The sequence below is a fragment of the Geothermobacter hydrogeniphilus genome, assembly GCF_002898515.1.
GTDB lineage: Bacteria > Desulfobacterota > Desulfuromonadia > Desulfuromonadales > Geothermobacteraceae > Geothermobacter_A.
This window is the reverse complement of record NZ_PPFX01000011.1, coordinates 43,580-69,188: the sequence shown is the minus strand read 5'-3', so window position 1 is coordinate 69,188 and position 25,609 is coordinate 43,580. Positions and strand designations below refer to the sequence as shown.

The 25,609-nt window shown below is 62.8% G+C and carries 21 protein-coding genes and 1 tRNA gene; 16 read left to right on the top strand and 6 right to left on the bottom strand.

Annotated features, from left to right (window positions below; translation table 11 throughout):
* The 9 genes from C2E25_RS06795 to C2E25_RS06755 all read left to right on the top strand — a co-directional run bounded on the left by C2E25_RS06795 (position 1) and on the right by C2E25_RS06755 (position 10,341).
* The gene (locus C2E25_RS06795) at positions 1 to 606 is read left to right on the top strand and encodes a hypothetical protein (RefSeq protein WP_103115009.1); all 606 of its coding nucleotides are present in this window, start codon (positions 1 to 3) and stop codon (positions 604 to 606) included.
* A gap of 243 nt (positions 607 to 849) precedes the next feature.
* Entirely contained in the window at positions 850 to 1,881 is a 1,032-nt protein-coding gene (locus C2E25_RS06790; protein ID WP_146032914.1) for a hypothetical protein, read from the top strand.
* 343 nt (positions 1,882 to 2,224) lie between these two features.
* Positions 2,225 to 2,659: a lytic transglycosylase domain-containing protein gene (locus tag C2E25_RS06785; protein WP_103115007.1), complete on the top strand. Its 435-nt coding sequence runs from the start codon at positions 2,225 to 2,227 to the stop codon at positions 2,657 to 2,659.
* A gap of 57 nt (positions 2,660 to 2,716) precedes the next feature.
* Complete coding sequence (locus C2E25_RS06780) at positions 2,717 to 3,964, top strand: metallophosphoesterase family protein (protein WP_103115006.1); 1,248 nt, start codon at positions 2,717 to 2,719, stop codon at positions 3,962 to 3,964.
* Between the two features lie 5 nt (positions 3,965 to 3,969).
* Positions 3,970 to 6,423 carry an AAA family ATPase gene (locus C2E25_RS06775; protein ID WP_103115005.1) on the top strand — a complete coding sequence of 818 codons (2,454 nt, stop codon included), beginning with the start codon at positions 3,970 to 3,972 and terminating at the stop codon, positions 6,421 to 6,423.
* Positions 6,424 to 6,688: 265 nt separating this feature from the next.
* Positions 6,689 to 7,936, top strand: a complete 1,248-nt coding sequence (locus C2E25_RS06770) for a PAS domain-containing sensor histidine kinase (protein WP_158247167.1) — start codon at positions 6,689 to 6,691, stop codon at positions 7,934 to 7,936.
* Between the two features lie 232 nt (positions 7,937 to 8,168).
* Complete coding sequence (locus C2E25_RS06765; RefSeq protein WP_103115003.1) at positions 8,169 to 8,756, top strand: LemA family protein; 588 nt, start codon at positions 8,169 to 8,171, stop codon at positions 8,754 to 8,756.
* Positions 8,757 to 8,761: 5 nt separating this feature from the next.
* Positions 8,762 to 9,475 carry a TPM domain-containing protein gene (locus C2E25_RS06760; RefSeq protein ID WP_103115026.1) on the top strand — a complete coding sequence of 238 codons (714 nt, stop codon included), beginning with the start codon at positions 8,762 to 8,764 and terminating at the stop codon, positions 9,473 to 9,475.
* A gap of 230 nt (positions 9,476 to 9,705) precedes the next feature.
* Positions 9,706 to 10,341, top strand: coding sequence for a TPM domain-containing protein (locus tag C2E25_RS06755; RefSeq protein ID WP_103115002.1), 636 nt, complete (start codon positions 9,706 to 9,708; stop codon positions 10,339 to 10,341).
* A gap of 6 nt (positions 10,342 to 10,347) precedes the next feature.
* On the opposite strand, the gene C2E25_RS06750 is transcribed toward C2E25_RS06755, so the two are convergent.
* The 3 genes from C2E25_RS06750 to hutC form a co-directional block, all read right to left on the bottom strand.
* Positions 10,348 to 11,592 (bottom strand): nucleotidyltransferase, encoded by a 1,245-nt coding sequence (locus tag C2E25_RS06750; protein ID WP_103115001.1) that lies wholly within the window; start codon positions 11,590 to 11,592, stop codon positions 10,348 to 10,350.
* A 182-nt stretch (positions 11,593 to 11,774) separates the two neighbouring features.
* On the bottom strand, positions 11,775 to 12,467 hold the full coding sequence (gene sfsA, locus C2E25_RS06745; RefSeq protein WP_103115000.1) for a DNA/RNA nuclease SfsA: 693 nt from the start codon (positions 12,465 to 12,467) through the stop codon (positions 11,775 to 11,777).
* A 266-nt stretch (positions 12,468 to 12,733) separates the two neighbouring features.
* On the bottom strand, positions 12,734 to 13,453 hold the full coding sequence (hutC, locus tag C2E25_RS06740) for a histidine utilization repressor (RefSeq protein ID WP_103114999.1): 720 nt from the start codon (positions 13,451 to 13,453) through the stop codon (positions 12,734 to 12,736).
* A gap of 101 nt (positions 13,454 to 13,554) precedes the next feature.
* Between hutC and hutI the strand changes: the two genes are divergently transcribed.
* From hutI to hutH, 4 genes are all read left to right on the top strand, one after another.
* The gene (gene hutI, locus C2E25_RS06735; RefSeq protein ID WP_103114998.1) at positions 13,555 to 14,802 is read left to right on the top strand and encodes an imidazolonepropionase; all 1,248 of its coding nucleotides are present in this window, start codon (positions 13,555 to 13,557) and stop codon (positions 14,800 to 14,802) included.
* Positions 14,786 to 15,742 carry a formimidoylglutamase gene (gene hutG / locus C2E25_RS06730; RefSeq protein WP_103114997.1) on the top strand — a complete coding sequence of 319 codons (957 nt, stop codon included), beginning with the start codon at positions 14,786 to 14,788 and terminating at the stop codon, positions 15,740 to 15,742. Before hutI ends, hutG begins: the two co-directional genes overlap by 17 nt.
* 203 nt (positions 15,743 to 15,945) lie before the next feature.
* Positions 15,946 to 17,616, top strand: a complete 1,671-nt coding sequence (gene hutU / locus C2E25_RS06725) for a urocanate hydratase (protein ID WP_103114996.1) — start codon at positions 15,946 to 15,948, stop codon at positions 17,614 to 17,616.
* Positions 17,617 to 17,844: 228 nt separating this feature from the next.
* Positions 17,845 to 19,374: a histidine ammonia-lyase gene (gene hutH / locus C2E25_RS06720; protein WP_103114995.1), complete on the top strand. Its 1,530-nt coding sequence runs from the start codon at positions 17,845 to 17,847 to the stop codon at positions 19,372 to 19,374.
* A 42-nt stretch (positions 19,375 to 19,416) separates the two neighbouring features.
* Here the strand turns inward: hutH and C2E25_RS06715 are convergent, their stop codons facing one another.
* The gene (locus C2E25_RS06715; protein ID WP_103114994.1) at positions 19,417 to 21,036 is read right to left on the bottom strand and encodes a glycerol-3-phosphate dehydrogenase/oxidase; all 1,620 of its coding nucleotides are present in this window, start codon (positions 21,034 to 21,036) and stop codon (positions 19,417 to 19,419) included.
* 270 nt (positions 21,037 to 21,306) lie between these two features.
* On the opposite strand from C2E25_RS06715, the gene glpK reads away from it, so the two are divergent.
* The 3 genes from glpK to C2E25_RS06700 all read left to right on the top strand — a co-directional run bounded on the left by glpK (position 21,307) and on the right by C2E25_RS06700 (position 23,549).
* The gene (glpK, locus tag C2E25_RS06710; protein ID WP_103114993.1) at positions 21,307 to 22,782 is read left to right on the top strand and encodes a glycerol kinase GlpK; all 1,476 of its coding nucleotides are present in this window, start codon (positions 21,307 to 21,309) and stop codon (positions 22,780 to 22,782) included.
* An 81-nt stretch (positions 22,783 to 22,863) separates the two neighbouring features.
* Positions 22,864 to 22,939, top strand: a tRNA-Thr gene (locus C2E25_RS06705).
* A 148-nt stretch (positions 22,940 to 23,087) separates the two neighbouring features.
* Positions 23,088 to 23,549, top strand: a complete 462-nt coding sequence (locus tag C2E25_RS06700; protein ID WP_103114992.1) for a ferritin-like domain-containing protein — start codon at positions 23,088 to 23,090, stop codon at positions 23,547 to 23,549.
* Positions 23,550 to 23,883: 334 nt separating this feature from the next.
* Here C2E25_RS06700 and C2E25_RS06695 read toward each other — a convergent pair whose 3' ends face one another.
* On the bottom strand, positions 23,884 to 24,891 hold the full coding sequence (locus C2E25_RS06695; RefSeq protein ID WP_103114991.1) for a hypothetical protein: 1,008 nt from the start codon (positions 24,889 to 24,891) through the stop codon (positions 23,884 to 23,886).
* Complete coding sequence (locus C2E25_RS06690; protein WP_103114990.1) at positions 24,888 to 25,568, bottom strand: ABC transporter ATP-binding protein; 681 nt, start codon at positions 25,566 to 25,568, stop codon at positions 24,888 to 24,890. Before C2E25_RS06690 ends, C2E25_RS06695 begins: the two co-directional genes overlap by 4 nt.
* Positions 25,569 to 25,609: the final 41 nt, after the last annotated feature.

Below are 25,609 nucleotides of genomic sequence, written 5' to 3'. Positions count from 1 at the left end.
ATGGAAACAGAAACAATACCCGCGTATTGTCCCCACTGCTGCAAAACCGTCATCATCCACAGGCATCCCGGCCGACGGGGGCTGCGCAGCCTGTTCGCCTTCCGCAGCGGCGACGCCGGAAACAACATCTGGCACTGCAGCAACTGCCGCAGGCCGGTGGCCTCCCCGCCAACGACCGAAGCCGGGCCGGAAGAACAGAACAACGTCCCTTGTCTGACCGAAAGCAATCGCCGGACATGTCCCCATTGCCGGACATCGATCGGCCGCACCCTGGAATTCTGTCCAAACTGTCAGCAGCATCTCACCCCCATGCCGCCGCTCCGCGCTGCCGACTGCCACATCTGCCGAGGCCGCCTCTACTTTCAATCGCAGCACGAAGGTGCTGAAACGATTTGCGATCACTGCCGGAATCCGGTGGTGCTGCCACGAACCCGGGGCCGGCAAACAACAGCACCTGCGGTTATTCGTCTGCCGTCCGACCCGCGTCGGCCGGGCATTCGAACCATTCTCTGCGGCCAGTGCAGAACCCGCATGACCTACCCCGACCGTCTGACCGGTCGCAAGGTCAACTGCACCGCCTGCCGCCAACCCTTCGAATTGCCCTGAACAGCCGAGAAGCACAACAGCACCTGCCTGCATGACGGTTGAATCCGACGGGTGGCACATTCCCATCGGCGATCCCCGGTTTCCGCCCCCGGCATCGGAACATCAGAGAGTTGACGCGCCATCTGTCATCGCCGGGCAAATTCATTCCGCCATGAAACAAGATAAAACTCGTTAAAATATTGACACTTTTCCCCGGTGCAGGTATTAAAAGACTGATAAACCACCCAGCCAGGAGGGAATGTAATGGATAGTGGAGCAATGCAGATGCTCGGAGCGACCGGCGGCCTGATGATCATGGTTTATTACCTGCTGATGTTGGTGCTGTCGATTCTGGTTCCGTTTTTTGTCTGGCGCATCTGGAAATGGAGTTACGCCACCAGTCAGGAACTCAAACAACTCAACGAAAAATTTGACCAGCTCCTGACCCTGCAACAAGCCGGGGTTCCGGTTGAAGAAGCCACCGAGTCCGCTTCGGTAACAACCGCCTTTGCACCCGCCGCCTGGGAACCGGAGGAAGAAAAAACGGATCCCCCGCCCGCCGAACAAGACGACAATGACCCGCTGGCCGCAGCCTTCGACCTGGATGAAGCGACCGAACAGGAGCAGGAGCCCCCCGCCACCGGGCAAACCACGGAAATGGAACCGGCGGCGGTCACGGAAACAGCGGCGGATGACAGCCCCCGGGAAACAGGCTTTGAATTTGCCGTCAGCCCTGAAGAAGCCTTCGGAGAAGAAACGACCGAAGAGAGCCAGGCGCCTGCTGCAGACGCCTTCGCCTTCGAAGAAGAACAAACCGGCGGCGACGCGGACCCCTTTGCCGAGGATTCCGACAGCCGGGAGTCCCTGGAAACAGCTTTTGGCGGCGACGACAGCGCCCTCGAATTCACCGAGGATGAAGACGCCGAAGCGGCCAACCTCGATCAGCAGTTCGACAGCGCCTTCAATCATGAAGAATCGGCGGAGGAGGATTCCGCAACCGAAACGGCCGACGATCCTTTTACCGGTTTCGGAGAGCAGCCGTCCGCCGAGGAGGAACCGACCCCCGGGGCGCCCGCCGAAGAACCCGTGGCCGCCCCGGCGGAGGAAGCTGCAGTGGCAGAAACGGAACCCGCGGAGGAAAAACCTGCCATCATCGCTCTCGAACCGGACCCGCAGCGGCCGACCGTCAAGCTGGCCCGTTGCGGCCAATGTGACCACAAGCTGGCCTACAAGGAAACCCTCAGCGGCAAGAAAGCCCGCTGTCCATCCTGCCGATCGGCATTTGTGCTTCCCTGAAGAAAAGGGGCTGCCATGCAGCCCCTTTTCTTGTTCCGGGGCCGATGAAAACCGCCCGTCTGCTTCGTTGCCCTGACTCGCGTCGCTTGCGGAGCCGTTGCCGACCGGCTTGTCTCTTCCCTGTCGCTCGGGTAAAATGAACCTGAATCAGTGAGCCCCTTGTCGGCGGACAGCACAAGTCATTGGCCTGCCTGAGCTTCCCAAAAATCACCAGCGAACCTATGGGTGCGCCTCAGATTTTTGGAAACCTCATTCAGACCAAGCACTTGCACTCTCCATCCAACAGAAACTCACTGATTCAGGATGAAGCAATTTCCGACAGCAACCCGGACAAACGACAGAGATGAACCGAACCCCGCTGATCATCCTGCTGCTGGCAGCCATCTGTCTTCACCCCGCCGCTGCCGACGCCTTCTGTTTTGAACAGGCTGCCGACCGCTACCAGGTTCCTGCGGCCCTGCTCTGGGCCATCGCCAAAGTCGAATCCAACTTCGATCCCCGGGCGATCTACCACAACCCCGACGGCAGCACCGACATCGGCATGATGCAGGTCAATTCCCGCTGGCGGCAGAGCTTTTCGCCCGCCGTCTGGAACGCCCTCGACGACCCCTGCACCAACGTCAAGGCCGGGGCAAGGATTCTCTCCGACTGCCTGCAGCGCCTCGGCTACACCTGGCGGGGAATCGGCTGCTACAATGCCGTCAGCCGCGACAAGCAGGCCGATTACGCCCGACGGGTGCTGGCGGTCATGCAGACCATGCCGCGACAAAGAGAGTGAATGATTCCGGCCGATCACGGTCTTGATGTCGCCGGATGGGCCTGCTAGAGTGGGGCCATGACGCTTCGCTTTCTCCACACCGCCGATATCCATCTCGGCAAAAGCTACCGCAACAGTCCCGGCAGCGCGCAACGCTACCGGGATTTTTTCGCCACCCTCGACCAGATCGTCTCGACCGCTGTCAACGAGCGGGTTGCCGGCCTGCTGATCAGCGGCGACCTGTTCCACGTCGGCCAGATCCTGCCGCGCACCTTCGCCCGCACCATCACATCCCTCCAGCCGCTCAAGGATGCCGGCATCCCCTGCATCGCCATCGAGGGGAACCATGACTGGATTCACCGCCGCGACAGCGTCTCCTGGATGGAGGCCCTGTCGCAGATGGGCTACATCCGCCTGCTGCGCCCGACCCGGAGTGATGATGGCGGCTACCGCTTCGATCCCTTCGATGAGGAGACCGGGCTGGGGGGACGGATCAAGATCGGCGATGTCAACATCTACGGCCTCGGCTACATCGGCGCCCAGGCCGGCAACCACGTCGAGCGGATCTGCGACGCGGTGACCACCGAGAACAATCTGCTCCTTTTTCATGTCGGCATCTGGAGCTACTCACCGGTGGACATCGGCAACATGAAGCCGGAGGAGGCCCACCCCCTCGCCGGGACCTTCGGCTACGTCGCCCTCGGCCATGGCCATAAGCCCTATATTGTCGAGACTCCGGATGGACAGCCCTACGCCTTCAATCCCGGCTCTCCGGAGCGGGTCAATTTCGGTGAAGAGACGTACGACAAAGGCTGTTACCTGGTGTCGTTTGAGAACGGAACTTTCTCTGCCGAGTTCCGGACCACCGACCCCCGCCCGATGCTGGTCGCGACCATCGACCTGGCAGGTTCACAAAACGCCGAACAGGCACTTGAAAGATGCCTCACCCGGGTCGAAGAGCTCCTCCCTGCCGATGAACGCCGGCCGTTGCTGGAACTGAAACTGGTCGGCAAAGTGAGCTTCCATCCCTTCGAACTCGGGCGGGAACGGCTGCGCCTCGCCCTGGAAGAGATCGCCTCCCCCCTGCACGTGGAGATCAAGAACCACCTGTCACTGGTCAGCAGTGCTGGAGACGCGGCGGCTGAGAAAAAGAGCCTCGCCGAGATCGAACAGGATGTGCTCCGCGAACTGATCGGCTCCGGCAGTGACTACCGGGGACGCGAGGATGAGCTGGTGAAACTGTCACTGACGCTGCGCGACATGCTGCAGAAGAGCGAGGTGGATGAAGACGAACTGCTGGCCCTGCTGGGCACGGAGGAGACGTAACCACCATGCGAATCCTCTCCATCCGGCTGAAAAACATCAAGTCGCACCGCGATCTTGATCTCAGTTTCTCCCCGGGGATCAACGTCCTCGCCGGTCCCAACGGCATCGGCAAGAGCACCATCTTCGAGGCGATCGGTTACGCCCTGTTCGGAGTCGACGCGCAGAGCTTTGTCGGCAACGTCGAGCGCTTCATCTCCATCGGCGCGAAAAAAGGGGAGATCACGATCCTTTTCGAGGCCCGGGGAGAGCGCTTCCAGGTCAGCCGCACCGTCGGTACCCCGGCAAAATGGCTGCTGGCCAAAGAGGTCGGCGGAGCTTTCGAGGTCGAGGAGCACAAGGACATCAGGGAAACCGAGGCGCGCCTGAAGGAATTGCTCGGCCTCGAGAACGGCCGCTCCCTCGCCGAGCAGTTCGAACTGGTGATCGGCCCCTTCCAGCACGAGTTCCTCGGTCCCTTCGTCATCAGACAGCCGACCAGACGCCGGGACAAGTTCGATGAAATCCTCGGCATCGACACCTGGCGCAAGACCTTCACCCGGACCAACGCCCTGCTCAAGGCAATCGCGAACAAGGTCAGTGTGCTGGAAAGCGCCATCGGTCCACTGAAGGAGCAGGTGGCGGTCCTGCCGGAGAAGCGTTCCGCGCACAAGGATGCCAAGCAACACCTCGCCCGAACCGAACAGGAGTTCCACGACAAGGGTCTGGAACTCCAAAAACTTGAGGAACGGCTGGTTGAGATCGACAGACGCGAACAGAAAATCAAGGCCCTCGGCACCGAAATCGACAAGCTCAAGGAGCGGATCGACAACGGCAGGGAACGGGTCGCCGGCCAGAAAACCCTGATCGCCGAAGCGGAGAAGTCCCGCCGGGTGGTGAGCGAGAACATGGCCGGCAAACAGGCCTGCGAGCAGGCGGAAAAGAGACTGGTCGAGTTGCGCGAACAGGCCAAGGTGCAGCGCCGGCTGGAACAGGAGATGGCGCAATTCGAGAAGCAGCTCTCAGCGCTGACCGCGCGCCACGCTGCCGAAGGCAAGGCCATCGAGCGGGCGATGCTCGAACTTGCGGACGAAGAACGGAACCTCACCGAGAAACGCGGGACACTGAAGGTTGACCAAACGACGCGAAAGCTGGCTGCCCGGCTGCCGGAGGTGCGCGAAGCGATCATCGCGGTGCGTTCGCGGCTCGGACAACTCGATGGCCGCCGCACCGGGCTTGAAGAAGGAAAAGACAAGCTCGCCGAGGGTGTCTGTCCGTTCTTTCGGGAACCCTGCCTGAACATCGCCGAGAAACCGCCGGGGGATCTCTTCTCCACCAGGCTGACCGAACTTGCCACGGAACGGGAATCGATGGAAAAAGAGCTGACCCGACTGGAGCAGGCTGAAAGTGAGGCGAGCCGGGCCGCCGAACAGCTCAAGACCTTCGAGGTGCAGCTCAGAACACTCGATGAGCAGGCAGCCGGATTGGCAGAAAAACGCAAGGCCAATCAGAAGCGTGCCGCGGGGCTGGAACGATCAGGCAGAGACCGGGACGCACTCCAGCGGCAGTTGACCGAAAAGCAGGCGGCGCTCAAGGAATATGCGAACCTGGCCGCCACGATTGAACAGATGGAAGCCGAACAGAAACGGCACCGGCCGGCACGCGATCTCTACATGGCCCACCGGGAACAGGCGTCCAGGCTCGAAGGACTGCAAACCGATCTGCGAAAGTTCGAGCAGCTCCTTGCCCGCCTGCAACAGGATCTTAAAGCTGGGGAAACCAAACTCAGGACGATGAGCGGGGAGTATGATGCTGTCCGGCATCAGGCGCTGCGTCGACAGAAGGATGAGCTGGGCCGCGAAGTCGGCGCCCTGGGCCAAAAGGCCGTGGGACTCGGGAAGGACGTGAAACGACTGGCCGATGAAATCGACCGGCTCAAGCAGATTGAAACAGAGATCACCGCCCGGCAGGCGCAGGTCAGAACCTGGGAGGAAAAGGAAAAACTGGTCAGGTTTCTCCGCAACCGGGTCTTTCGCAACGTCTCAAGCTACCTCTCCGAACGCTTCCGCGAAGAGATCAGCCAGCGCGCCAACCGCATCTACCGCATCATTGCCGAAGCCGATGAAGAACTGGCCTGGGGCGAGGATTATCGCATCGTGCTGCGCGACCTGCACGAGGGGCAACTGCGCGAACGGGCCGACGACCAGTTGTCCGGCGGGCAGACCATGAGTGCCGTGGTCGCCCTGCGCCTGGCCATGCTGCAGACCATCGGCGCCCGCATCGCCTTCTTCGATGAACCGACCTCCAATCTCGACGCCGCCCGCCGCGAGAACCTTGCCCAAGCCTTCCGCGCCATCGACATCGGCCGGGAAGAGGTCACCGAGCACTGGTACGATCAGCTCTTTCTGGTCAGCCATGATATAGCCTTCTCCGAAATCACCGACCAGATTCTCGATCTCGAAGGACGCGCGGAAACAAACTGAAACCGTCGGCGTTTTGACTCTGACAGGCGAACCACCCCTCCCTGCCCCCGGAACAGATTCCGCGCACGACAAAACTTCCTTTTGTTTTTCAAAACCTTGTCCTCCCTCGCTCGGCATTCATGAGAAACTTGGCACTCCCCTTGCGATTTCAAACCATCAGGAGCCGACTTCCCGCCTGCGGGAGGGCAACACACTCCACCCGGCCTAACAGGATAACCTGTTAAATTTCAAGATGTTTTTTCAATCCGGAAAGCGAGGGCTGCCGATGTCAATGGAGACGACCGCCAGAGAAATCGAAGTCACTGAATTGACACAACTCCAGGATGAGCTGGCCGAACTGCGCCGCGACCACGAGCGGTTGCGCAGACGGCATCGCCGCCTGGAAAACGAACTGGCCACGGCACGCGGCTGGCGCTGCCAGCTGGGCCTGATGCTTGAATCACTGCCGGTCGGCATCATCGGTATCGACGGGCGGGGGCAGATTGCCCTCTGCACCGGTCGGGCCGCGAAACTGCTTGGACTCGACGCCCGCTCCATGCTCCACCAACCGCTGGCCGGCGCGCTGCGGCATCATCCCCTGACCCGTCCCCTGCAGCAGTTGCTGGCCCGCGATGCCGGTGACCGGGAGACCCTGTTGAGCTGGAAAACCGGTGATTCACGACACGACCTGCGGGTCTGGGCGGAGCAGATACGCAACAGTTCCGGAGTACTGCTCGGGGCAACCCTGGTCCTGGCCGATGCCAATGGTGAAAGGGGCCTGCAGCAGAAACGTTCCACGGCCCTGCTCTCCATCGGCCACGAATTACGCAACCCGCTGACATCGATCATCGGTTTCACTGAGCTGATGCTCGACAGCACCCGGATCAAACCCGAACAACGGCAGCAGTTTCTGCACCACATCCTGCAGAAGGGGAAACTGCTGCAGCGCATCATCGACGATTTGCAGACCATGGCACACCTGGAAGAGGGACATGGTTTCCAGCTGCAGCGGGAAGACGCGGACTTGCAGCCTCTGCTACAGAAGGTCTGCGACCAGTTCCGCTGGGAACATCCGGACTACAGCTTCGAACTGGAACTGGCGAGCGAACGACTTCCGACGCATTACGACCGGCAAAGAGTTGAACAGGTGCTGCACAACCTGCTCTCCAACGCCGTCAAGTATGCCCCTTCCGGGACCTCCATCCGACTGCAGGCCGGCATCTGGGAGGAGATGATCCAGGTCAGCGTCTGCGACCAGGGACACGGCATGAGCAGTGATGATGAACTTCGTGCCTTCGATCGTCATTTCCGCAGCGCCGGCATTGCCGGAGAGGTCGAGGGCCTTGGACTCGGGCTGACTATCTGCCGGGCCATCGTCCAGGCTCACGGCGGCACCATCAGTCTGCAGAGCCGCCCCGGGGAAGGGACCGAGGTCCGTTTCAGCCTGCCGGCCGCCAGAAACGAGATGCTGTCTTACCGGGCACCGGAACTCAGCGCCCGACACCAGCAGCCGCTGCAGGCTACCACCCATTAACAGTGTATTGAAAAAGCCGTTCCTCAGGCTGAACAAAAATGTCCAGCGACAAGGCGTCCGAAACCCCACGAAATAAGGCGTACCGGAAGGTGCGTCGTTGACGCGGAGGGAGGATAATGACGCAGAGGGGCATTTTTCATCAGCCCATTAATGCGACCTGCCCCCTTTACAAGGGGGACCCGGCTCCCTATATTGGCAGAACAACCTATCCACCTGTCACAAGGAGCTGACCATGACCCGCGCCCTGCGCCTGCTTGCTGTCCTGCTGCTGACCGTTCCGCTGCTGACCAGTTGCGGCTACAACCAGATTCAGAAAAACGAAGAAGCAGTTTTCGCCGCCTGGGCTGATGTCGAGGCGACCTATCAACGCCGCGCCGACCTGATCCCCAACCTGGTGGAAACGGTCAAGGCCTATGCCGCCCATGAGAAAGAAACCCTGCAGGCGGTGACCGAGGCCCGCGCCAGCGTCGGCAAGACCACCATCTCGACCAAGGATCTCGGCAACGTTGCCTCCTTCCAGAAGTTCCAGCAGGCCCAGGGTCAGCTTTCCAGCGCCCTCTCCCGGCTGCTGGTGGTCGCCGAGCGCTACCCGGACCTGAAAGCCAACCAGAATTTCCGCGATCTGCAGCACCAGCTGGAAGGAACGGAGAACCGCATCAACGTCGCCCGTCAGCGCTACAATAAGGCAGTGCAGATCTTCAACACTTCGATCCGCACCTTTCCCAACAACCTGACCAACAGCATGCTGCTGCATCTTGAGCGCAAGGAACCCTTCAAGGCCGCGGCGGGCGTCGAACAGGCACCGAAAGTGAAATTTTGAGCGCCATGCGTCGCCTGCTCCTTCTCCTTCTCGCCGGGTTGCTGCTGACCACGCCGGCCCTCGCCCTCGAAGTGCCAACCGCGACCGGCTTCGTCAATGACCGGGCCGGGCTACTGGCACCTGAAACCCGCACCAGGCTTGAACAGTTCCTGCGCCAGTTCGAGCAGAGCGACTCGACACAGATTTCGCTGCTGACCATCCCCACGCTGAAGGGGGAATCGCTTGAAGAATATGCTCTCAAGGTCGCCGAAAAATGGGGGTTGGGACAGAAGGGCAAGGATAATGGCGCCCTGCTGCTGGTCGCCAAGGAAGAGCGCAAGGTCCGCATCGAGGTCGGCTACGGCCTCGAAGGTCGTCTCACCGACCTGCTGGCCGGACGCATCATCGACAATGAAATTGTTCCCCATTTCCGCCTCGGGGATTTCGACGGCGGCATCATCGCCGGCATCAACGGCATGGTGCAGGCGGTACGCGGCGAATACCGGGCCGATGGGCAATCCCGGCGCAAGAAAAAGCGCAGCCCCTGGGGACTGCTGCCGTTGCTGCTCTTCTTCGGTCCCGGCATGCTGCTGCTCGGCGGCGGTCGGCGTTTCCGCGGCCGCCACTACCGCCGCGGCGGCTTCTGGATCGGCGGCGGCGGCTTCGGCGGTGGCGGCGGGGGATTCGGCGGCTTCGGCGGTGGCGGTTTTGGCGGCGGCGGATCGTCGGGCGGCTGGTAGACCACCTGCGCACCCTGTTCACTCAAAACGCCAAAAGCGCCAAGGGAAGAAAAGGCTCTCAACGCAGAGTCGGAGAGGGGCTGAGATGGAGAGGAAACTCTGGGCCGGTGAAATTTCAATCATAATTTGAGCTTATCAAGCGCTCTCTCCACCTCTCCGTTAGAAAAGGTTTCCTTGGCGTCCCTGGCGTCCTGGCGGCCCAAATCAATTCGATTGAGCAAGGACAAACCATGCCCGAACCGACAACCAAAACCATCCTCACCGCGGAAGAGAAACAACGCATCGAACAGGCGGTAGCGGAGGCTGAATCACGCACCAGCGGCGAGCTGGTACCGCTGATCGTCGATCGCAGCTATGACTACCCGCGGGCCGAACTGGTCGGAGCCGGCTGCGCCGCCCTGGCCGGCGGGCTGACCCTGAGCTGGGCCTTCGGTGATGAATCGATCTGGTTTTTCCTACCGCTCTACGCGGTGCTGTTCGTTCTTTCCTTCTTCCTGATCCGCTTCACGCCCGGACTCAAGCGGCGGCTGATCCACCCGGCCGAAATCGACGCCGAGGTGGAGGAGAAGGCGCTGGTCTCCTTCCTCGAACATGGCCTGCACGAAACCCGCGACCGGACCGGCATCCTGATCCTGATCTCCCTCTTCGAACACCGCGTCCGCATCCTCGCCGACCGCGGCATCAGCGAAAAGGTGCCCCAGCAGAAATGGGACACCATCGTTGCCGACATCGTTCAGGGCATCAGACAGCAGCGACTCTGCGATGCCCTCTGCGCGGCAATCTCCGAATGCGGCGAGCTGCTGGCCGAAAGTTTCCCGCCACGCGCTGACGACACTGACGAACTGCCCAACCTGATCACCGACTGAGCCAGCTCAGACCGTTACGGCGTCATGCAGGTAGTCGCGCTGCAGGCTGCCGAGCGGACGCCGCTTCAGCAGCAGCGCGTAAAGCTGGGTGGCGCGTTCCTCCATTTCCAGCTGTCGGCGTGCTTCCTCGTAGCAGACGGCATCCGCGCCGTAGCGGCGTTTCAGGGTGGCGTGGATGCGGCTGAAATTCTGCACCAGCGGCAGGCTGCGCCGCTGGCGCGTATGGGCCAGCCAGGACCGACCCCGTTCACTGCAGCCGAGCAGGTGCAGGTAGAGCGGACCGCTCGCCAGCGTTCTCTTCATCAGCGCCCTCTCCACATCCAGCAGCACGTAACAGAGCACCCGCTGGATGCGGGTGCGGGTCAGCTGGCGCGACTTGACCGCCGCGACCAGTTCGCCGATCTCACCACAGCCACGGGCAGCCTCCACCAGCCTCTTTTCCAGACCATGTTCGACCTGGTAGATCTCCGCAAGCCTTGCCGGGTTGCGCAGGATGACTGTCGCCAGTTGCCGGTAGAGCTGTTCAGGATCGACACACAGCCCCTCCAGCCACGCATCGGTCAGGACGGTCGCGCTTTCATGCGGCAGGTAGTCCGCAACCCCCTCCCCCTTTGCCAGCATGGCGCGAATACCGGTGGCGCTGGCGATGCGTCCGCTCGCCTGCTGGTCGTGATAGCCGGCCCCGATCCGTTCCAGCGTCAGGGGCCGGATCGGGCTGTCGAACTGCGCCAGGGCCTTGAGATACGCGATTCCAAGGATATTGTTGGGGCCGGCCAGCAGGTTCGCGGTCTCCTCATCCGCCAGCTCCGCGACCACCTGCGCCCGCGCCGCCGGATACGTCACCCCCTGTCGCAGCCGCCGCCGGGTTTCTTTCTCAATATGATCGCGCTTGCGCGACAACAGTTCGGCAGCCTTCTGCAGCGGAGCAAGAGAACCACCCTCGCTGCCGAAACAGAGCGCGTCAACCCCACCCAGCGCGTCGAGGCAGCGAACCGCCCCCGCGGCGAACACCGGGGCACTGTTGCAGGCCCAGGCGAAGGGCAACTCCACCACCACATCCACCCCGGCCGCCAGCGCCATCCGCGTCCGCCGCCACTTGTCAATCAGTGCCGGTTCCCCGCGCTGCAGAAAATGCCCGCTCATCACTGCCACCGCCACCGTGGCACCGGCAATCCGCCGGCTCTCCCGCAGATGGTGCAGGTGGCCGTTGTGGAAGGGATTGTATTCGGTTATCAGGCCGACAGTTTTCATTTTAATCTCTGTTTTCTGACACCAAGAACGTCAAGAATTTCAACGCTGAGACGGAGAGAAGGAGAGGCAGAGAGAAATCATTATGTTTTTGAACACCTCAAACCCGACTTTGAATTGACTCTGCGCACTCTCCTTCTCAGCGTCTCTCCGTTAAAAAGGCTTTTCTTGGCGGCAAACAGGTTTCACAACCTCACCGGCAACCGCACCCCGATGCGGTTTTCCGTTTCGCTGACGCAGGTCCGGTAAGCCAGTACCTCCACCCCCGTGTCGACCACGTCCCGCAGCAGGCGACCATACTCCGGATCGATCTCGTCGGCCGGCGCAAACGACTCGGCCTCCCCGCGCTGGATGAGGAAAAAGATGACCGCCCGGTAGCCTTTTTCCAGCGCCCCGGCCAGCTCCCGCAGGTGTTTCTGGCCGCGACGGGTGACGGCATCGGGAAACAGCGCGGTGCTGCCGCCGTCAGTGAGGGTGACGTTCTTCACCTCGACCAGGATGCGCTCCGCGCCGCGCTCAACCAGAAAATCGAGCCGACTGTCGCCGAAACAATATTCCCGCCGCACCTCGCCGCCGGCCAGTTCGACAATCGCCCCGCCGCACAGCCCCTCCTCGACCACCCGGTTGGTGCGCTGAGTGTGGGTATCGACCCAGCAGCCGTTCACGCGGATCAGTTCCAGGGTGTATTTCAATTTGCGGCGGGGATTGTCGCTGCCGGAAACAAGCACCGGGTAACCGGGGACGGCGCACTGCAGCATCGATCCGGTATTGGGGGTATGGGCGGTGACCAGGGTGCCGTCATCCAGCTCGATATCGGCAAAGAAGCGCTTGTAGCGCCGGACCAGTTTTCCTGGCAACAGAGGGGATGGAAGGCGCATCATAAATCCTTTGCCGTCAAGACGCCAAGAGCGCCTGTAATATCTTTTTTAACGGAGAGGCGTAGAGATGGAGAGGGCGCCGAGAAAAGCATAAGATCTTTTTTGGGGTTTTAAAATCCAAAAAGATTTTCTCCCCACCTCTGCTCCTCTCCGTCTCTGCGTTAAATTTGCCTGTGAACTTCCTGGCGTTCTTGGCGTCTTGGCGGCCTGCAAAACCTGTGAATTCAAATGCCTCCGCGCGAGCATACCGCCCGCCGGCCGGCGGGTCAATCGGTCGTGCCGATGCGCGAACAGAGGCGGTAACGACTGCCGGGATGGTAAAGATAGGCACAGCTGACCAGTTGCTGCCCCGACCAGGTCCGGCGCGTAACCAGCAGGCAGGGATCGTGACGATCCATATCCAGCAGCCGCCGGATCCGTTCTTCCGGCAGGATCGCCTCGACGATATGCTCCAGCTCCGAGAGGGGGAACAGGGTGCTGAGATACTGGTTCGGCGTCTGCCGGGAAAAATCCTGGGCACCGTAATCGGCCACGATGTCCCGACGCACATAGCGGTCTTCCAGCTGCACCGGGATCCCGTTCTCGAGGTGCACCAGCAGCGAATGCCAGACCTCCGCGCCGATGGCAACCCCGAGCCGGGCGGCAATCCGTTCATCCGCCCGGGCCGACTCCAGGCATTCCAGACGGTTGCTGTAGACGTGATGGCGGTCACGAATCTCGTCGGCGATATTGCGAATCTCCAGCAGCGGGGACTCGGCCCGGACGCTGCTGACGAAGGTGCCGACCCCCTGGCGCCGCAGCAGCAGGCCCTCGGCAACCAACTCCCGCAGGGCGCGATTGACGGTCATGCGACTGACGGCAAACATTTCGGTCAGCTGCTGTTCGGTCGGAATCCGCGCCCCCTCGGGGTAGTCTCTGCTGCGGATCTTGTCGCTGATAAATTCCTTGACCGCCCGATAGCGCGGCTGAACACCCGAACCTTTCATCGATACCTCGTCGGATAAAACAAACAAAACGCCCTTGCTATTTGTCTAGCATTGTATATACAATTATAAGACAAGTCAAAGAATAACTCGAAGGAGAGCCGATGCAAGCCCCCTGGCAGCAATGTGAACAGATCTGGATCAACGCCAACCTGGCGACCATGGACCCGCAGCGTCCCGGCCCCTACGGCATCGTTGAACAGGGCGTCCTCGGTGTCTGCCGGGGACGGATCCGGGCGCTGGCCCCCATGACGGAGCTTGACCTGAACGCCCTACCGGGCAAACCAATCGATGCCGGGGGCGCCTGGCTGACACCGGGGCTGATCGACAGCCACACCCACCTGATCTGGGGCGGTCAGCGCAGCGGCGAATTCACCCGACGGCTCGCCGGCGCCAGCTACGCCGAGATCGCCCGGGACGGCGGCGGCATCCTCGCCACCGTCAGGGCCACCCGCGCCCTCTGCGAACGTGACCTGATCGCTCAGGCGCGGCCCCGCCTGCGGGCCCTGTTCAACGAAGGGGTGACGACGGTCGAAATCAAGTCGGGCTATGGGCTGACCTGCGATGATGAGCTGAAAATGCTGCGGGCCGCCCGCGCCCTGGGCGAAGAATTCCCGGTGCGCGTCCGCACCACCCTGCTGGCCGCCCATGCCGTCCCGCCCGAATTCGCCGGGCGGGCCGATGACTATGTCGAGCTGATCTGTGAGCGGCTACTGCCCGAGGTGGCAGCCAAAGGTCTGGCCGACGCGATGGACGTCTTCTGCGAGAGCATCGCCTTCGACCCGCAGCAGACAGAACGCCTGCTGCGGACCGCGCGGCGCCATGGCCTCGGCCTCAAGCTGCATGCCGAACAGCTCGGCAACAGCGGTGCCGCGGCCCTGGGTGCGCGCCATGGCGCCTGGTCGGTCGACCATCTCGAACACCTCGACAATGAAGGGATTGCCGCTCTCAAGACATCCGGCACCGTTGCCACGCTGTTGCCGGGAGCCTTTTATTATCTCCGCGAAACCCGGCGGCCGCCGGTACAGGAACTGCGCAAGCGACAGGTTTCCATCGCCCTGGCAACCGATCTCAACCCCGGCAGTTCGCCGCTGGCCTCGCTGCGGCTGGCGATGAACATGGGCTGCGTGCTGTTCGGGCTCTCGCCGGAGGACGCCCTGGCCGGGGTCACCCGCCATGCCGCCCGCGCCCTGGGACTGGGCGATCAGCTCGGCATCCTCGCGCCCGGCTACCGGGCCGATCTGCTGCTCTGGAATATTGCTCATCCGGACCAGCTGGCCGCCGAGGTCGGAACTTTTTCGCCTCGGCAGCGTATCTTTAACGGGGAGATCGTTCATGAAGCGACCGGTTGACATGAGCCTCTGGAGCGGGCGAATCGACAGTGCCGACGGACCGGAGGCGCTGCGCTGGCACCAGCGGGTGAAACCGCTGCCGCGTGACGCTGAACCGGGCCGGGTCATCCTCGGTGTCTGCAGCGATGCCGGTGTCAGCCGCAACCAGGGCCGCTCCGGCGCCGCCGCCGGGCCCGATGCCATCCGCCGCGCCCTGGCCGGACAGGCCTGGCATCTTGACGGTCCTCTCTACGATGCCGGCAACCTGATTATTAACGGGGACAACCTCGAAGCGCTGCAGGAGGAGCAGGCCGGGATGGTCGCGGCGTTGCTGGATGCCGGTCATTTTCCCCTGCTGCTCGGCGGCGGCCATGAGATCGCCTGCGGCAGCGGTTGCGGCATGCTGCGCCACCTGCAGAGAGACAAGCAGACCGGCCGCCTCGGGGTCATCAACTGCGACGCCCATTTCGACCTGCGCAACGCCCCCCGCGCCAACTCCGGCACCCCCTTCGCCCAGATCGCCGACATGGCACGCGAGGCCGCCCGGCCTTTCAGCTACCTCTGCCTCGGCATCAGCCGCCCGGCCAACAGCGCCGCCCTCTTCCGTCGCGCCGCTGAACTGGGGACCGTCATCATCGAGGATCGCGGGCTGGTCCCCTGGAACCTGGCCCCGGTCAAGAGCAGGCTGCACGATTTCATCGCCGGCTGCGACGCCCTCTACCTGAGCATCGACCTTGATGTCCTGCCGGCCGCCGTCGCCCCCGGCGTCAGCGCCCCGGCGGCCCGCGGTCTGCCACTGGAAATCCTCGAACACCTGCTGGAACGGATCCGCCGCCAGGCGGGAAAGAAACTGCGCCTGGCTGACATCGCCGAGTACAACCCCGAGTACGACATCGACGGACGCACGGCGAAGGTGGCGGCGAGGCTCTGCCACCTGCTGCTGAGTTCGCTGGAGAAATGAAAAAGGAACAGGCGCCAAAGAAAAACAGAAAACAATTTAACGCAGAGCCGCAGAGAGGAAAAGACCGCAGAGAAAAGCAAAGGATGAGGTTTTTCGGAAAAAAAAAGATTCAAAGAATGCTCTCCGTCTCTGCTTCTCTCCACCTCTGCGTTAAAACTTGCTTTGTGCTCTTGCTGACACTCTTGCTAAACAAGGAGCAACCCATGTCCAACCGACACGACCCGAACCGGGTGATCCGCGCCCCGCGCGGCACCGAACTGAGCGCCGGCAGCTGGCTGACCGAAGCGCCGCTGCGGATGCTGATGAACAACCTCGACCCCGAAGTAGCGGAACGCCCCGAAGAGCTGGTGGTCTACGGCGGCATCGGCCGCGCCGCCCGCGACTGGGAGTGTTTCGACAAGATCGTCGAAGTGCTCAGGCGCCTGCGCGACGATGAAACCCTGCTGGTGCAGTCAGGCAAGCCGGTCGGCGTCTTTGCGACCCATCCCGACGCGCCGCGAGTGCTGATCGCCAATTCCAACCTGGTGCCGCACTGGGCCGATTGGGAGCATTTCAACCAACTCGACCGTAAAGGGCTGATGATGTACGGCCAGATGACCGCCGGTTCCTGGATCTACATCGGCTCGCAGGGCATCGTCCAGGGCACCTACGAGACCTTCGTCGCGGTGGCGAAAAAACACTTCGGCGGCGATGCCGCCGGGCGCTGGATTCTCACCGGCGGCCTCGGCGGCATGGGCGGCGCCCAGCCGCTGGCGGCGACCATGGCCGGGTTCTCGATGCTGGCGGTGGAATGCGACGAATCGCGCATCGACAAGCGCCTGCAGACCGGCTATCTAGACCGCAAGGTGACCGACCTCGACAGCGCCCTGCAACTGATCGAACAGGCCGGCAAAGAACGCAGACCGGTCTCCGTCGGGCTGCTCGGCAACTGCGCCGAGGTGCTGCCGGAACTGGTCGAAAGGGGAATAACCCCCGATGTCTGCACCGACCAGACCAGCGCCCACGATCCGCTCAACGGCTACCTGCCGGCGGGCTGGAGCCTGGAGCAGGCCGATGAGCGGCGGCAGAACGATCCGCAGGGGGTGGTCAAGGCCGCGAAGCAGTCGATGGCCCGACACGTCGAGGCGATGCTCGAACTGCAGCGGCGCGGCGCCGCCACCTTCGACTACGGCAACAACATCCGCCAAATGGCACTCGAAGAGGGGGTGAAAACCGCCTTCGACTTCCCCGGCTTCGTGCCCGCCTACATCCGGCCGCTGTTCTGCGAAGGAATCGGTCCATTCCGCTGGGCGGCACTCTCCGGCGACCCGGAGGACATCTACAAGACCGACGCCAAAGTCAAGGAGCTGATCCCGGACGATCCGCACCTGCACCACTGGCTTGAAATGGCGAAGGAACGCATCCATTTCCAGGGACTGCCGGCACGCATCTGCTGGGTCGGACTCAAGGACCGCGCCCGTCTCGGTATCGCCTTCAACCAGATGGTCAAAAGCGGTGAACTGCGGGCCCCGGTGGTGATCGGTCGCGACCATCTCGATTCCGGCTCGGTCGCCAGCCCCAACCGCGAAACCGAGGGGATGCTCGACGGCTCCGACGCGGTTTCCGACTGGCCGCTCCTGAACGCCCTGCTCTCCACCGCCGGCGGCGCCACCTGGGTCAGCCTGCACCACGGCGGCGGGGTCGGCATGGGTTTCAGCCAGCACGCCGGACTGGTGATCGTCGCCGACGGCACAGACGCGGCCGAGGAGCGCCTGCGAAGGGTCTTGTGGAATGATCCCGCCAGCGGCGTCATGCGCCATTCCGACGCTGGCTACCAGATCGCCCGAGACTGCGCGAAGGAGCAGGGGCTGGATCTGCCGATGCTGCGAAAATGAAATCTCATTCCGCCGCTAAGATACCGCCAGGAGTGCAAAAAAACTTTTTAACGGAGAGTCGCAGAGAGGGAGAGAAGGCTGAGAAAATCAAAATCAGGTTTTGATTTTAAACCCAAAAACTCTCTCTGGCTCTGCCCCTCTCCGCCTCTCCGTTAAATGAATTTTTGCCTTTCTTGGCGTTCTTGGCGACTTGGCGGCACCAAAAAACTGACACCACGGAGTCACACCATGTTCAAACTGCAACTCACCCCCGGCCAACTCGACCTCGCCACCCTGCGCAAGGTCCAGGCGCAGCCGGTTGAACTCAGTCTCAGCCCTGAAGCCGCGGAGCCGATCGACCGATCGGCCGCCACCGTTCACGACGTCATCGAGCAGGGACGGGTGGTCTACGGGGTCAATACCGGCTTCGGCCTGCTGGCCAACACCCGCATCCCCAACGACGAACTGGAAACCCTGCAGCGCTCCATCGTCCTCTCCCATGCCGCCGGGATCGGTGCGTTCATGCGCGAAGCGACCGTGCGGCTGTTGCTGGTACTGAAGATCAACAGCCTGGCGCGGGGCTACTCCGGCATCCGCCGCGAGGTGATCGAAGCACTGATCCGCCTGCTCAACGCTCAGGTTTATCCCTGCATCCCGGAAAAAGGCTCGGTCGGCGCCTCCGGCGATCTGGCGCCGCTGGCGCACATGGCGACGGTGCTGCTCGGCGAGGGGGAGGTGCTGCACCACGGCCGGCGGCTGCCGGGTCGCAAGGGGCTGGAGATCGCCGGTCTGAAACCGTTCCGGCTGGCCCCCAAGGAGGGACTGGCGCTGCTCAACGGCACCCAGGCTTCGACCGCTTTCGCCCTGCGCGGCCTGTTCGCCGCCGAGGACCTGTTCGCCGCCGCCCTGGTCGGCGGCAGTCTCAGCGTTGAGGCGGCCCTCGGCAGCCGTAAACCCTTCGACGAGCGGATTCACGCCGTCCGCGGTCATCAGAGCTGCATCGACACCGCCGCCGCCTACCGCAGTCTGCTCGACAGCAGTGAAATTGAGGATTCCCACCGCAACTGCGAGGCGGTCCAGGACCCCTACTCGCTGCGCTGCCAGCCGCAGGTGATGGGCGCCTGCCTGGAGCAGATCCGCCATGCCGCGCGGGTGCTGGTCACCGAGGCCAATGCCGTCTCCGACAACCCACTGGTCTTCAGCGCCGACTGCGACATCCTCTCCGGCGGCAACTTCCACGCCGAGCCGGTGGCGATGGCCGCCGACAACCTGGCCCTGGCGATCGCCGAAATCGGCGCCCTGGCCGAGAGGCGCATCGCCCTGCTGATCGACAGCAACCTGAGCAAGCTGCCACCGTTCCTGGTCGAAAAGGGCGGTCTCAACTCCGGGTTCATGATCGCCCAGGTCACCGCCGCGGCCCTGGCAAGCGAGAACAAAACCCTCGCCCACCCGGCCAGCGTCGACAGCCTGCCGACCTCGGCCAACCAGGAGGACCATGTCTCGATGGCTACTTTCGCCGCCCGCAGACTGCGCGACATGGCCGACAACAGCGCCGGCATTCTCGCTGTCGAGCTGCTGGCCGCCTGCCAGGGGGTCGATTTCCGCAGGCCGCTGAAAACCTCGCGTCCCCTCGAAGAGGCCAGGAGCCGCCTGCGCGCGCGGGTCCCCTTCTACGACCAGGATCGCTACTTCGCGCCGGACATTCAGCAAGCCGGGGAACTGGTCCGCAACGGGGCCTACAATGACCTGATCCCGGAGAAACTGCTGCCGAGCTTGTGAGGATGGAAGGGAACCTCCCCCTTTCCAGGGAGGGGGGATTTCCTACAGGCCTTCCCGTAGCCGCTGCTCAACCAGCGCGGCCTCCTGCGAGTGCCGTTCTGCATCCCAGCCGAGTTCCCCCGCCAGAAGCTCCAGCACCCGGGATGCCGCCCCCCGGGCCGCGTCCCGGTCAAGCAGGGCCAGCGGCAGACGTCGGGCCAGCACATCGACGGCATGCACCGCCATTTCAAAGCGGGCGGCGTAAACAACCTCGGCCTCGATAAAGGGATGGTTCTCGTCCAGCCGGGCCGTCAACCCTCCGGCGGCCAATCGGGCCACGGCCGACGCCCGGTCCCCATAGGCATGATAGAGATGCCCGCTGAGATCCGCGGACAGCCCGAATTCCTCCCGCAGCTCAGTCTCGATCTCCTGCCAGTTACCACCGGCACCGACCAGCGGCAGCTGTTCGGTGCGGCAGTCCCGCAGCGGATTGAGTCCGAAGACCCTGACGGCATGATCGACGGCATCCTGCGCCATTTTGCGGTAGGTGGTCCACTTGCCCCCGGCGATGGTCAGCAAACCGGAAGAGCTGACCTCAATAACATGGTCGCGCGCAAGTCTGGCGGTATCAGAAGCCTTCGGATCACGCACCAGCGGCCGCAACCCGCACCAGGCGCTCTTGACATCCCCGGGCGTCACCTGCAGGTTGAAATAGCGGCCGACATGGCGCAGCAGGTAGGCGATTTCCTCTTCGAGCGGCCGCGGATGTTCACGGACCTCGGCCGGCTCGTCGGTGGTGCCGATCAGCGCGTGCCCCTCCCAGGGCAGCACGAACAGCACCCGGCCATCCTCGGTCTTGGGAATCAGTAGACCGACATTGGGCAGGGCAAAACGCTGGTCGAGGACGATATGGACCCCGGAGCTCGGCTGCAGGATGGCCATCGCGGCCGGGTCATCCAACCGCCGGACCCGGTCGACAAAGGGACCGGCGGCGTTGATGACTCCGCGAGCCCGAAGCGCAAAACGGCCCCCGTCCAGCTGATCTTCCAGTTCGGCGCCAACCAGCCGCCCTTGCTCTTTCAGCAGTCCCATCGCCGCCAGGCGATTGAGGATCACCGCCCCCCGCTCCCTGGCGCTGAGCGCAAGGGTCAGGGCCATGCGCGCGTCATTGAACTGGCCGTCATAGTAGAGCACCCCGGCCCTGAGTCCGGCACGGCGCAGCAGCGGGAAGCGCCGCAGGGCCTGGCGCCGTCCCAGCAGCCGGCTGTGGCCGATCCCCAAGCCGCCGGCCAGCAGGTCGTAGAGCTTGAGGCCGATCCAGATGTAGGGAATTTCCAGCCAGCGGTAGAGCGGCGTGACCAGCGGCAGCCGGCGCGCCAGGTGGGGAGCGTTGCGCAGCAGGATGCCGCGCTCGCGCAGCGCGTCCCGAACCAGGTGGTACTGAACCGGGTCGACGTGCAGGATCGCCGCCTCCAGGTAGCGCACCCCGCCATGCACCAGCTTGGTGCTGCGACTGCTGGTGCCCTCGGCGAAGTCCTGCTTTTCGACCAGCGCCACCCGCAGCCCGCGACTGGCGGCATCAAGAGCGATGCCGCAGCCGGTGGCACCGCCGCCGATCACCAGCAGATCAAACGTCTTGCCGCCGCGCAGGGTCTGCAGCGTCTGTTCCCGGCCGATGCCCATCGGTCCTCCCCCTATGTCGTGGTTATCCACATTGAATCATTGCGTTTTTAACGTTTCACTGGTTGACATTCTATCGGAACCGGCCATGCTTGCAAGAGATGCGTGCGTATCGCCCGCCCCAGCACAAACGGTTCGAGGCGGTCGAGACGTGCGTAGCTGCAAGGCGTCTCGCAACTGAAGGAGTGAGGTGTAGCGGCAGCTACTCCGCAGCGACTGAAGGTGCGAGCAACGCAGCAGATGCGTGCGTATCGGCCGCCCTCAGGAGGACTCATGTTTCTCGCTATTGATCAAGGGACCACCAGCTCCCGGGCCATAGTCTTCGACCGCCGGGGCCGGATTGTTTCCAGCGCGCAGCAGGAGTTTCCCCAGCACTACCCGCAGAACGGCTGGGTGGAGCATGACCCGGAGGATATCTGGAACAGCACCCTCAGAGTCAGCCGTGCCGCGCTCGAAGAAGCCGAGGCCAAATGCCCTGCGGTCAAGGCCATCGGCATCACCAACCAGCGCGAGACCACCCTGCTCTGGGAGCGGGCGACCGGCAGGCCGCTCCACAACGCCATTGTCTGGCAGGATCGGCGCACCGCCGACTATTGCGCCGAACTGAAACGGCAGGGTCATGAGGAGAGCGTCAGCGCCGCCACCGGGCTGCTGCTCGATCCCTACTTTTCCGCCAGCAAGCTGCACTGGCTGCTGGAGACCATCCCCGGCGCCAGGCATCGGGCCGAAAAAGGCGAACTGGCCTTCGGCACCGTCGACAGCTACCTGCTCTGGCGACTGACCGGCGGCAAGGTCCACGCCACCGACATCACCAATGCCTCGCGCACCCTGTTGTACAACATTCACAAACGGCGGTGGGATCAGCAGTTGCTCACCCTGTTCGATATCCCCGCCGTCCTGTTGCCGGAGGTGAAAGACTGCGCCGCCGATTTCGGCACCACCGACCCGGCCATCTTCGGCTGCCGCCTGCCGATCCTCGGCATCGCCGGCGACCAGCAGGCAGCCGCCATCGGCCAGGCCTGCTTCGCGCCGGGAATGACCAAAAGTACCTACGGCACCGGCTGCTTTGTGCTGATGAACACCGGAGATTCGCCGATCCGATCCGGCAACCGGCTGCTGACCACCATCGCCTGGCGGATCGCCGGCCGCACCAGCTACGCCGTCGAAGGTTCAATCTTCATCGCCGGAGCGGCGGTGCAATGGATTCGTGACAACCTGAAACTGATAACCAACGCCGCCGAGACCGAACAACTGGCGGCCGGGCTCGGCTCCAACCACGGTGTCTACCTGGTCCCGGCCTTTACCGGGCTCGGCGCTCCGCACTGGGATCCGCAGGCACGAGGTGCCCTCTTCGGCCTGACCCGCGACACCGGCATCGCCGAAATCGCCCGCGCCACCCTCGAATCGGTCGTCTACCAGACCCGCGACCTGATGACCGCCATGGCCGCCGACGGCGCGGTGCCGCCCACCGCCCTGCGAATCGACGGCGGCATGGTGGCCAACAACTGGTTCTGCCAGTTTCTCGCCGACCTGCTCGACCTGACGGTTGAAAGACCGGAGGTCACCGAAACCACCGCCCTCGGGGCCGCCTGTCTGGCCGGGCTGCAGGCCGGCAGTTATGCATCCCTCGATGAGATCGCCGCACAGTGGCAGTGTCAGTCAGACTTCAAGCCGCAGATGACCTCGGGGCTGAGACGGGAATTGATCGCCGGCTGGGATGAGGCGATCAGCAAGGTCCGTACGGAATGAGCCATACTCTCCGCCCCGCACGGATTCTGGTCATTGACAGGACCGGCAAATTGAGGTAATTACAGGACCGCGATTGTATCGGCCGCTATAGCTCAGCTGGTAGAGCAGCTCACTCGTAATGAGCAGGTCGTCCGTTCGAATCGGATTAGCGGCTCCAGTTGAAAAGAACGCCCCCGGAAGACAGCCTCCGGGGGCGTTCCTGTTTTGGCACCGTCGGATTCCGTCCATCCTTTTTAAACTGGAATTATCTGCTTCAACCATGCTATCTTTGTATACTGTATACTATCCAGGAGGAGCGGTTCCACATGCATTTTGATCTGAATGAAGCCCTTAAGGACGCGATCCAGACTGAAAAGGACGCGATGGATTATTATTTTTTTGCCGCCGAAAAGGCGGTTGATGACAGGGTCCGAAAAACGTTCGAGATCCTCGGCCGGGAAGAGCGGCAGCATGCCCTGACCTTCTACCAGGCCTACCCCGGCAATGATCTGCCCGACTTCGACAGCATGATGGCGGCTGCTCCAGACACCGATTCGGACTGGTGGAAGGCGTTGCAGAAGGCGATGCTCAACGACTTCGACGAGCGCCTGGCCCTGGAACTGGCCATCGAGCAGGAGGAGACCCTCGAAAAACAGCTGCGGGCAATGGCGGCGAAAATCGATGACGAGGCGATCCGCAACGTCTACCTCGCCAACGCCGGCTCCACCCACCAGCACATGCTGCTGGTCGAGGAGGACTACCGGGCGATGCTCGGACAGTCGGGGTGAACAGCCTGAACAACATAACAATAGCTGAAAAAGCCGGCTTCGTAAGGAGTCGGCTTTTTTGTCAGAGAGAGAGAGAAGCCTGAGCACGTCGCAAGAAGTTAAGGCATGTTCTTTTGTATTCCCCCGTTAGCAGACACTGAACGGAGCGGAGTGTCTGCGGAAACAGAGGTAAAAACTGTCTGAGGCGTCAGCCGAGTTTTTTACCTCCCGCAGACGCACAGCGGAGTTAAGGCATCCGCCAGGATGGCTGCGTCGGGGTGCCCTTCTTTTGCTTACTTTTCTTGGGCAAGCAAGAAAAGTAAGGCGCTGGCGGGCGCCCCCCGCCGGTGTTCCATCAGGAATACACCATACGGAACGGCCCCGTCACCACCGGCCAACTGCTGAGGACCAGGAACAGCACCAGCAGCAGCAGCGCCACCAGGGTCCAGAAACGTTCCTTTCTCTGCACCAGCGGTTCCAGCGACGGCACCCGCCGCAGCCATGCGTAAAGCCCCGTGACCAGAGTACAGAACACGCCCCCGAACAGCCCCAGGTAGATCGGATAGCCGATCCAGTCATAGCCGCTCTGCAGGATGTCGAAGGGACAATGGTGACTCGGCAGCTGGTAGATGTAGACTGAAATGAAGGTCACCATCGCCGCCAGGGCAAGACCGAAAAAACCGACCCCGCAGACAGCCGCCAGGTACCGCAGCCAGCCCCCCCGGAATCGCAGTTGCGCGGCGAGTAACACCAGCAGCAGCGCGGCGCCGCCGTAGAACGTCCACATCATCGGCACCAGCGGCAGTTCAGCGAGACCGCTGGCCACCCCGCTGCCGGCGGCGCTGAAAAGTGACCCGCAGCAGGAGGTGATGATCTGCGGTTCAAGCCCGTGGAAAAACTGCAGCTGCCAGACCAGGTCGAGCAGCGTCAGCGGCCAGAGCACCAGCAGCAGGGCATACTTGAGGCGCGTCAGGGGATAGTCGGCGGACTGCCGGGTGATGCTGTTGAAAACCAGCCACAGACCGGCGGCAAAAAAGAGCAGCAGTTTCAGCTTCAGCAGCGTCCAACCGACCGGATTGGCATTGAAGGTGCCGGTGGCGCACATGGCGCCGACAAACTGCTGGTGGAGATTATCGGCGGTAAAGACGTAGAGCAGCAGTGCCAGCAGCTGAAAACCGCAGGCATAGCTGACCAGGGTCGACAGCAGGTAGGTCTGCCTCTCCAGCAGCAGTTGCCCGGCATCGCTGGAAGCGGGATCCCAGCGCCGCAGCACCCGGATGGCCAGCGGCACGGCCAGGCTCAGCAGCAGCAGGGAGAGCCCGGAACCGAACAGCAACGCCAGGATACCGGGATGGAGAATCACGCCGCGGACTCCACCAGCAGCCCATCACGCAACTCAAAACGCCGGTCCACCATCGGATGCTCGGCCGCCAGACGATCATGGGTGGCGATGATCACCGTGCGCCCCTCCACGGCGAGTTGCTGCAGAGCCGTCAGCAGCTCGCCGGAAAGACGGCTGTCGAGATGGGCGGTCGGCTCATCGGCAATAATGATGCGCGGATTATTGATCAGCGCCCGGGCGATGGCGACCCGCTGCTGTTCCCCGCCGGAAAGGGTCGCGACCCGGCGCCGCGCCTTGTCGGCAAGTCCGAACTGCTCCAGCAGCCGATCCGCCCGGCGGCGCATGGCGGCAAACCCCTCGGCGAGAGGATAGAGGGGCAGCAGCACGTTCTCCCGCACCGACAATGCCCGCACCAGGTTGAACTGCTGGAAGATAAAACCGAACGTTTCCCGCCGCACCTCGGTCAGAAACCGCTCAGGCAGGCGCGAAACCTCGCGCCCCTCGATCAGCACCCGGCCGCTGGTCGGCCGCGCCATGCAACCGATCAGCGACAGCAATGAACTCTTGCCCGATCCGCTCGGCCCCCGCAACACGCTCACCCCTTGCGCCGGTATCCGCAGCGACAGACCACGCAGCGCCTCGACCCGGTCGGGCCGGCGCGGGTTGTAGACCTTGATGACGTTTTCCAGTTGGACCATGACAGAACCTTGCAATATTCGGTGCCGCCAAGACACCCAGA

Excerpts from the sequence above, each read along its gene's own strand:
- glpK (WP_103114993.1), top strand. The coding sequence starts at position 21,307 with ATGTTTCTCGCTATTGATCAAGGGACCACCAGCTCCCGGGCCATAGTC.
- C2E25_RS06765 (WP_103115003.1), top strand. The coding sequence starts at position 8,169 with ATGACCCGCGCCCTGCGCCTGCTTGCTGTCCTGCTGCTGACCGTTCCG.
- hutU (WP_103114996.1), top strand. The coding sequence starts at position 15,946 with ATGTCCAACCGACACGACCCGAACCGGGTGATCCGCGCCCCGCGCGGC.
- C2E25_RS06785 (WP_103115007.1), top strand. The coding sequence starts at position 2,225 with ATGAACCGAACCCCGCTGATCATCCTGCTGCTGGCAGCCATCTGTCTT.
- C2E25_RS06770 (WP_158247167.1), top strand. The coding sequence starts at position 6,689 with ATGTCAATGGAGACGACCGCCAGAGAAATCGAAGTCACTGAATTGACA.
- sfsA (WP_103115000.1), bottom strand. The coding sequence starts at position 12,467 with ATGCGCCTTCCATCCCCTCTGTTGCCAGGAAAACTGGTCCGGCGCTAC.
- C2E25_RS06700 (WP_103114992.1), top strand. The coding sequence starts at position 23,088 with ATGCATTTTGATCTGAATGAAGCCCTTAAGGACGCGATCCAGACTGAA.
- hutC (WP_103114999.1), bottom strand. The coding sequence starts at position 13,453 with ATGAAAGGTTCGGGTGTTCAGCCGCGCTATCGGGCGGTCAAGGAATTT.
- C2E25_RS06795 (WP_103115009.1), top strand. The coding sequence starts at position 1 with ATGGAAACAGAAACAATACCCGCGTATTGTCCCCACTGCTGCAAAACC.
- C2E25_RS06690 (WP_103114990.1), bottom strand. The coding sequence starts at position 25,568 with ATGGTCCAACTGGAAAACGTCATCAAGGTCTACAACCCGCGCCGGCCC.
- C2E25_RS06755 (WP_103115002.1), top strand. The coding sequence starts at position 9,706 with ATGCCCGAACCGACAACCAAAACCATCCTCACCGCGGAAGAGAAACAA.
- hutH (WP_103114995.1), top strand. The coding sequence starts at position 17,845 with ATGTTCAAACTGCAACTCACCCCCGGCCAACTCGACCTCGCCACCCTG.
- hutG (WP_103114997.1), top strand. The coding sequence starts at position 14,786 with ATGAAGCGACCGGTTGACATGAGCCTCTGGAGCGGGCGAATCGACAGT.
- C2E25_RS06750 (WP_103115001.1), bottom strand. The coding sequence starts at position 11,592 with ATGAAAACTGTCGGCCTGATAACCGAATACAATCCCTTCCACAACGGC.
- C2E25_RS06780 (WP_103115006.1), top strand. The coding sequence starts at position 2,717 with ATGACGCTTCGCTTTCTCCACACCGCCGATATCCATCTCGGCAAAAGC.
- hutI (WP_103114998.1), top strand. The coding sequence starts at position 13,555 with ATGCAAGCCCCCTGGCAGCAATGTGAACAGATCTGGATCAACGCCAAC.
- C2E25_RS06775 (WP_103115005.1), top strand. The coding sequence starts at position 3,970 with ATGCGAATCCTCTCCATCCGGCTGAAAAACATCAAGTCGCACCGCGAT.
- C2E25_RS06760 (WP_103115026.1), top strand. The coding sequence starts at position 8,762 with ATGCGTCGCCTGCTCCTTCTCCTTCTCGCCGGGTTGCTGCTGACCACG.
- C2E25_RS06715 (WP_103114994.1), bottom strand. The coding sequence starts at position 21,036 with ATGGGCATCGGCCGGGAACAGACGCTGCAGACCCTGCGCGGCGGCAAG.
- C2E25_RS06790 (WP_146032914.1), top strand. The coding sequence starts at position 850 with ATGGATAGTGGAGCAATGCAGATGCTCGGAGCGACCGGCGGCCTGATG.